The 7,442-nt window shown below is 38.5% G+C and carries 4 protein-coding genes; 2 read left to right on the top strand and 2 right to left on the bottom strand.

What is annotated here, in order from left to right; translation table 11 throughout:
- Positions 1–100: 100 nt before the first annotated feature.
- Positions 101–5,140: a T9SS type B sorting domain-containing protein gene (locus tag E1171_RS12040; RefSeq protein ID WP_155206255.1), complete on the top strand. Its 5,040-nt coding sequence runs from the start codon at positions 101–103 to the stop codon at positions 5,138–5,140.
- A 7-nt stretch (positions 5,141–5,147) separates the two neighbouring features.
- Here the strand turns inward: E1171_RS12040 and E1171_RS12035 are convergent, their stop codons facing one another.
- The gene (locus E1171_RS12035) at positions 5,148–5,699 is read right to left on the bottom strand and encodes a lipocalin family protein (protein WP_155206254.1); all 552 of its coding nucleotides are present in this window, start codon (positions 5,697–5,699) and stop codon (positions 5,148–5,150) included.
- A 137-nt stretch (positions 5,700–5,836) separates the two neighbouring features.
- Positions 5,837–6,793 carry a nucleoside hydrolase gene (locus tag E1171_RS12030; RefSeq protein ID WP_155206253.1) on the bottom strand — a complete coding sequence of 319 codons (957 nt, stop codon included), beginning with the start codon at positions 6,791–6,793 and terminating at the stop codon, positions 5,837–5,839.
- 60 nt (positions 6,794–6,853) lie between these two features.
- On the opposite strand from E1171_RS12030, the gene E1171_RS12025 reads away from it, so the two are divergent.
- Positions 6,854–7,442, top strand: a 589-nt coding sequence (locus E1171_RS12025; protein ID WP_155206252.1) for an NUDIX hydrolase, incomplete at its 3' end; no start/stop codon positions are given.

Raw genomic sequence — 7,442 nt, 5'->3', positions numbered from 1 at the left:
AGTTATAAAGAGAGTATATCTAAGTGGATAATTTTCCCCTAACCTGATGAAATGATTCCTTAAATTTCCCAATATTAAAGACACCTTATGCGACCAAATTATGCGAAATAGTTTCAAGGGAATTTTGAAAAGTTTGGCTCCTAGCCTTTTGGTTCTTTCTTTGACATTAAATGCTGGATTTTCCCAAAACAAACAAGATTTAAACTGGTATTTTGGTAATGATCCAGTGAAAACCCTTCAGTTTGGGAAGACTGACCAGCAACCTAACCTCTGGAATGATATTAATTCTATTAATTCTTATGGAAGGTACGGCTCTGCTGTAGCTGCCGATCAGGAAACTGGAGATGTGCTTTTCTTTACCAATGGAATAAGTGTTTATGATGCTTCTCAAGAGTTAATGCTTAATGGAAATCTCAATGGAGGAGCTTTAAATACCAATCAGGGAACCGCTATTTCCCCAGTTCCTGGACAGGATAAGCAATATTATATTTTCACCAATTCAAATGGTACCCTTTCGTATACTGTTGTTGATTTGAGCCTGCCAGGAAATGCCAACGATCCTGACTTTCCTTTGGGAGAAGTGAACCCTAATAATATCAATCAACCTGGAGGAATTGGCCAAATTACAAATGCTATGTTGGTTATTGCAAATGATGCCAATTCCGCTTATTGGTTAATTGTTCAAGAGGGAAATAATATTTCATCCTATGAGATTAGTAATTACAATGCTGGCAGCACTTTATTAATAAGTAGCAACCTTCCACTTTCAGGGTACGAGGCGGAGAATTTTAGCTTCCACAGAGATAGTAACCAATTAGTTATTTCCCCAAGTAATGCTGGAGACAATGTAGTATTGGCCGATTTTGATCCAAATACAGGGGCTTTTGGAGGCTCAGAACAATTTTTTGGAACAGGCACCTCTAATAATCCTTCAGTGTTCGATGCTGTTCTTTCTCCCAATGATAGTTTATTATATGTATCTACGGGCAATCAATTACTTCAATACGAAGTTTTTGCTCCTAATAATACTCCTACTGAATTAGCCACTGGAATTGAAAGTTTTGGCCTTCAAATAGGGCCAGATCAAAGAATTTATCATTTGTACGAAGAGAATGGGGATATACTACTTGGTAGGGTTAATTATCCGGATAGTATTGGAAGTGCAGGACAAGATTATGAATATGAAATTGCCCTATTTAATGGGGATGTGTTTCAGGCTGAGCAATTTCCATCTTTTTCCCCAGCAATTGATAAAACTTATTCCATAGAATTTGAAGCTGTTCCCAATCCTACCTGCCAGAATAATCCGGTAATGTTAGTACCTACGAAATTTACCAAAACTCCCGATCGGGTACAATGGACTTTTCCTGACGGTTCAAGTTCTAATGTATTTAGTCCAATTGTGGAGTTGGAGCAAGGAGGAAATGTAAACTTGACAGCTTTTTGGGGAACAGAACAGGACGACCACGATGAAATTTTGCAAATAACTCCTTTTGAATATGAAATAAATCTGGTCTCGGATACTACCAAATGCGAAGGGGAAACCATTACATTGGAAGCTCAATTACAATCCTCCTCGGGGGGAGGAGGCGGACAATCTCCCCAGGCAAACTGGACTTGGAATACGGGGATAACCGGACCCGAAATTGAAATTTTGGAACCGGGATTGTATTGGGTAATTGCCGACGTTCAGGGTTGTCAGTTGTATGCCAGTGTAAATGTGAAGGATTATGGAGTGGAAAATCAAAGTGGGAATGTTTGGTATTTTGGAGATCAAAGTGCTTCTCTTAATTTTAATCCTCCCGACAGAGTAGTGGATAATCTGGAATCTCATAAAATGAATGCTCCTGAAGGGGTGGCTGTCTTTTCTGATCCCAATGGGGAGCCTCTCCTATACTCTGATGGTATTAATGTTTACCATAGGGAGCACGATTTAATGGAAAATAGCAATGGGGATATAGGGGGAGATTTGACGGCTGCTCAATCCGTGACCATAGTGCCGGTACCTGATAATGAGACCTTATTCTACATTTTTGTTAATAAAAAGGTGAAACCAAATAATCCAACGGATCCAGATGCTTATTTTTTAAGTTATTCCATAGTTGATTTAAAAGGGTTTAACGGACTAGGAACAGTACTTAAAAAAAATATCCCACTTTTTGAAAAAAGTACTGAGCGAATGGTGGCTGTTGAAGGGGGTGGTTCATCTTACTTAATAACTCATGAATATGGAAATAGTACCTTCCGGGTTTACCCCATTACTCCTGAGGGAATAGGTAATCCTATTTTATCTTCAGCGGGCTCTGTTCATTCTTTACAAGACCCGGAAGATGCCAATGGTTATATGAAATTGTCCCGAGATGCCTCCAAGATTGCAGTGGCTATTCCAGGACAGAAAATTGTGGAAGTTTTTAATTTTGACACGACTGGTGTTGTGACTCCCTTTTTACAGCCTCATGAACCTTTTAAATTTTTTCCTTCTGATAATAATTATAGGCCTTACGGTGTGGAATTTTCTTCTGGTTCAGAAAAGTTATTTGTTAGTGCCTACGATGGGAATAACTCCAAAATTTATGAATATAAACTAGACACAACCCTGACAGATTGGATATTTCATCCTGATTCCATTTGGACTAAAGATTTGAGGTCCGTCAATGGTTTTTCAGGAGGACAGCAATTGGGAGCTTTGCAGATTGGGCCGGACGGAGCTATTTATGGGGCGGTTGATGGGTTAACAACCGGACTTTTAACCATTAATCCCAATACAGCCCATGATCAGAGAACCAATTCTTTTGGAGCGAGAAATTTGGATGTGCCTGGGACTGTTCGTTTAGGTCTTCCAAATAATATTCAACAAAACGGAAACTCTCTCAATGAACCAGGTTGGGAGGTACCCGGCCCTGTTTGTTCAGGTGATTCTGTACAATTTTCCGCAACTCCCTCTGATGAGAGTATTGACAAATTCCTCTGGGATTTTGGGGATGGGACAACATCTGAAGAACAAAGTCCGATTCATGCTTATGAAAATCCCGGAGAATATTCAGTTAATCTGAGAATTTATAATCGTTGTTTGGATCCTGTCTTTGAAGCCGATACTACTTTTACAGTTCCTGAGCCCCCAAATCCTCCTCAATTCTTAGTGGATGGAGTCCCTTATGAAGATGGTTATCCTATGTGTGAGGAAGATAGTATTAAAGTGGCAGCCGGACCAGATACCCCGGATTTGACTTACTTATGGAATACGGGGGAAACCGAAAGGGAAATCACCGTTTCTGGTCAAATACTACTTAGTGTAACCATTACAGATGAGACTACTGGATGTACCAGCGAGGGAGAATTTTTGGTGTCCGATGGTAGGCCGGAAGTAGACTTGGGGCCGGATAGAAGCATTTGTCAGGGGGAAGAACTAATTCTGGATGCTTCGAATACTACTTCTACTTATGAGTGGTTTAAAGATGGAGTTCAGATTTCCGGTGAAAACTCTCAATCATTGTCCTTTGATACTTCAAGCCCTGGTGAATTTGAAGTTGTTGTAGAAGTGAAGACTCCTGAACCTTTCGGGTGTATAGCAAAAGATACCGTGATGATTACGGTAAATGTTATTCCTAATTTTCAAGATAACCCAAAGGATTCTCCAGGATGTGGAAATTCCTTGGGTGAAATCACATTAACTCCACAGTCAACAGGTTCGGGAGATTATGCCTTTGAATGGAATGACGGAAATACAGATAAAGATAGAACGGCATTGGCAGCTGGTACTTACAGTGTGATTATTACGGATAAAGCCAATGGGTGTACTCAAGAAATAAATAATATTATTATTGAGGACGAGGATGCCACCTTTGATCTTACGGCTGACCATGACCGTAGTGATTGTGATGATTTAAATGGAAGTATAAATTTAACTTTAAATCCGACAATAACTAGTGGTACTTATACCTACCAAGATAGTGAAGGAAATTCAGAAGGTCCTTTTCCTATTCCGAATGGAAACACATTTACAATTTCTTCACTCTCCTCTGGAATTTATACGGTAACGGTCGTGGACGATGCAGGGTGTACACAGATTGTAGAAGAAGAAATTCTGCAAAAAGATTCCGTTGCGTTTGATATAGAAGTAAGTTATGACCAAGGTCAATCCTTTCAAGTTGCATCCCATCAACTTTATTTCTGTGGGGAACCTCTCCTTTTAAACATGGAAACAGAAATTGCTGGAACTATTTCTGAGTTAAATGATGAAAATGGAGCTCCTGTTCAAGTAAATGGTGAAGGATATTTTGTGATTAATGCACCAGGTACTTTTACCATGATTGGTACAAATGCACCTGATTATTGTCCTTCTGAAAAAAGTATAGAAATTTTAGAAGAAAATTTTGAACTAGATATTATGCAGGACGGTCCCCTTTGTGTAGATGGCAATATAATTACTCCAACCACCTTAATTGCCTCTTCCTCATCTTCTAATAATGTAACTTATCAATGGATCGATTCTGAGGGAAATGTGTTGGGTTTTGGAGAGGAGTTGTCAGTGAATCAGAAGGGAAACTATACCGTTAGAGCCTTGGATGGAAGTACAGGATGTCAGGGGATTGAAGAAATACTGGTAGAGGAAGTATTCCCAAAACTTCCAAGTACTGAAATTCAACCTCTTTATTTTTACTGCCCAAGCGATGATACAGGATGGGTAGAATTAGATCCCGGACAATATGATTCCTACGAATGGAGCCTTCCAAATGGGCAAGTTAGAAACAACCCAACTTTAGCACTTACCATTCCAGGTCCTTATCAGGTTATTCTTACGGACGGGGAATGTACGGCTACTTATCGTTTTCGAGTGGATGAACGCTGTGAAGCCTTGGTATTCGTACCCAATGCTTTTACCCCTAATGGCAATGGAATTAATGATGGGTATAGAATTGAGGTTAACACAGCTGTGGTAGAAGATTTTGAGTTTTTTATTTTCAATCGATGGGGAGAACCGGTTTTTGAAACCAACAATCCTAATTTTGTGTGGGATGGGAAGTTTAAAGGGAAACTTGTACCTGTCGGAACATATGCTTATTTGATACGGTATTCCGAAAGAGGAAATCCAGAAGCCGGAAAGCAAGAGCAGAGGGGGGGGATTGTGGTATTGCGTTAGTAGGTGTTTACACTTTGGGACAGTTGAGAGAGGTACGCTGCAGGCGATCTAGCTTGAAATGTTTCTCTTTCAACCTTTCTATAATGTCTTGGAAGGTGTTTTCCTCCATGGTTTTTGTACGGGAAAGAATCCAAAGGTATTTTCGTCGAGGTTCACTCACTGCCACCCAGGAGTAATTCTTGTCCAGGGCTATTATCCAGTAATCGCCCCGGAAAGGCCAAAAGAATTGTACCTTTAACTTGCCGTTGCCACTTCCCTTAACAGGGTAAGCTTTTCCTTTAATGTTTTTCCACTTGTCTTTATGACGTAAGAAGCATTGGTTGTAGACTTCTATAAAATTTTTCCTCGGTATATAAGTGGCCGATGTACAACTACAGCCTTTTTGAAATCGAGTGGGAAATGAAGCAATCTCAAACCATTGTCCGGCGTATTTGTCCAAATCTACCTTTTCTACGGTTTCTAATAAGGGGAGCTCCGCCCCTTTCTTTTTTTTCTTAATGAGCCAGATAATCAGGGCGGTAGATGCCAGCCAAAGAATATGGGAAAATTTTAGTCTCATATTTAATTTCTGGTCTAAGCTTTAAATTGGATTATTTATTAATTAAGGAGAATTGGCAATGTTAATAAGTTAGTTGCTTTAAAAATTGATTTCAGGTTATTCTTCAATAGTTGAGAAATTATAGCACCACCTTGAAATTATGGGGTGTATTTGAATTGTTTTAATAAATAATCATAGAAATAGCTTTTGTTGACACTCTTGGCAACTTTAACCCACTGATCAGTTCCTTTTTTTCTTTCCGTATTACCAGAGTTGGGCCCCGTTGGGTGTACATTTAGCTCCATTTCTTCTGTGACAAAGGCTTCAGGTATATCCAGGTAACTGGTTGCTAATACATCCCACATGAAATAAATATACTCATAAGAGGGAATGGTATCAATGGTAGTTGCCCAAAACTGTCCAGCTAGTCTTGAATATAAATATTCTGACTGTGAAGAGAGTTGTTTTAGAAATTCAATGGATACAGGGACTTGATTGCAAGCATCCAATGGAATGATGGTGAGGGGAAGTTTGTGTTGAAGTAATTTGTTTGAGGCTATTGGGTCCCAATATACATTCCATTCAGCTGTTCCAGCATGATTGTATGTCTTTACATTTCCTTCTACATCTACCGCACCTCCCATCCAGACTATTTCTTCAATTTTTTCTTTTATGGCAGGTGTTTTATCCAAGGCATGAACGAGATTAGTACAGGGGCCTGTCATTAAAATCGATACAGGTTCTTTTGAAGTTAATATCCTTTGAGCAAACATTTCTGTACTTTCTTTAAATTGATCCACCGCAAATGGAGTGTCAATGGTAACCAAATCAGGTAAGGCATTTAATATTTTGGGTTTGGCCCTCCATTCTACTGGGAATGCATTTATGCCATGGAATCTTCCTGTACTTATTTCTATTTCTTTTTTCTTGGCAATTGATAAAATTTTAAGGGTTGTGCTAATAGCATCCTCTAAAAAACAATCAGCCGGAGTAATGGAAATTCCCAAAAGGTTAATCTCCTTCATAGTGAGCAGTAGAACTAGTGAGAGAAAATCATCTGCAGAACCATCATGATCAAATAGAATAGCTCTTTTTGGGAGTGTTTTTGTAGTCATTTTAATTAGTTTTACTTGTTGAAAGTTTAAAGTTAACGTAAAAAATACGTAAAGTCAATTATGCTTTTTAAGATAGCTGTGGATTGTGTTATACTGGCTTATGATCATGCCAACAATCAATTGAAAATATTACTTATCAAAAGGTTAAATGAACCAGAAAAAGGGAGGTGGGCTTTACCAGGAGGCTTTGTAAATAAAACAGAGGAGTTTATAGATACTGCAAAAAATAAACTATGGTTGGAAACTGGTGTATCTAATGTTTATCTGGAACAATTGAAAGCGTACAGTTTAACCGATTCTTCTCCTCAGGAAAGGATAGCTTCTATTGCATATTATGCCCTGATAAAATTTGAAGAGTTTAAACCTTCGTCTAAAAGTTCACATTTATTTCAATGGGTTAACTATAAGGATATACCCGAATTACCCTTTGATCATCAAAAAAAGGTAAATGATGCTATAGAAAGAATTAAAGAATCGATTAAAACTAAACACCTTGTCTTTCACTTACTTCCTAAAAAGTTTCCACTGAACCAACTTCAGAAGTTTTATGAGGAATTATATGAGGTAAAGATCGATAATAGAAATTTTAGGAAGAAAATTAAAGGTTTACCTTACGTAGCAGAATTGGATGAAATGGAGGCTAATGTTT

This window comes from Xanthovirga aplysinae, from assembly GCF_009711365.1.
Lineage (GTDB): Bacteria > Bacteroidota > Bacteroidia > Cytophagales > Cyclobacteriaceae > Xanthovirga > Xanthovirga aplysinae.
Note: the sequence above shows the minus strand (reverse complement) of the source record. Positions and strands in the feature narration are given on the sequence as shown.

What these genes read in the sequence shown, in the direction of transcription:
- E1171_RS12040 (WP_155206255.1), top strand. Translation starts at nt 101, where the DNA reads ATGCGAAATAGTTTCAAGGGAATTTTGAAAAGTTTGGCTCCTAGCCTT.
- E1171_RS12035 (WP_155206254.1), bottom strand. Translation starts at nt 5,699, where the DNA reads ATGAGACTAAAATTTTCCCATATTCTTTGGCTGGCATCTACCGCCCTG.
- E1171_RS12030 (WP_155206253.1), bottom strand. Translation starts at nt 6,793, where the DNA reads ATGACTACAAAAACACTCCCAAAAAGAGCTATTCTATTTGATCATGAT.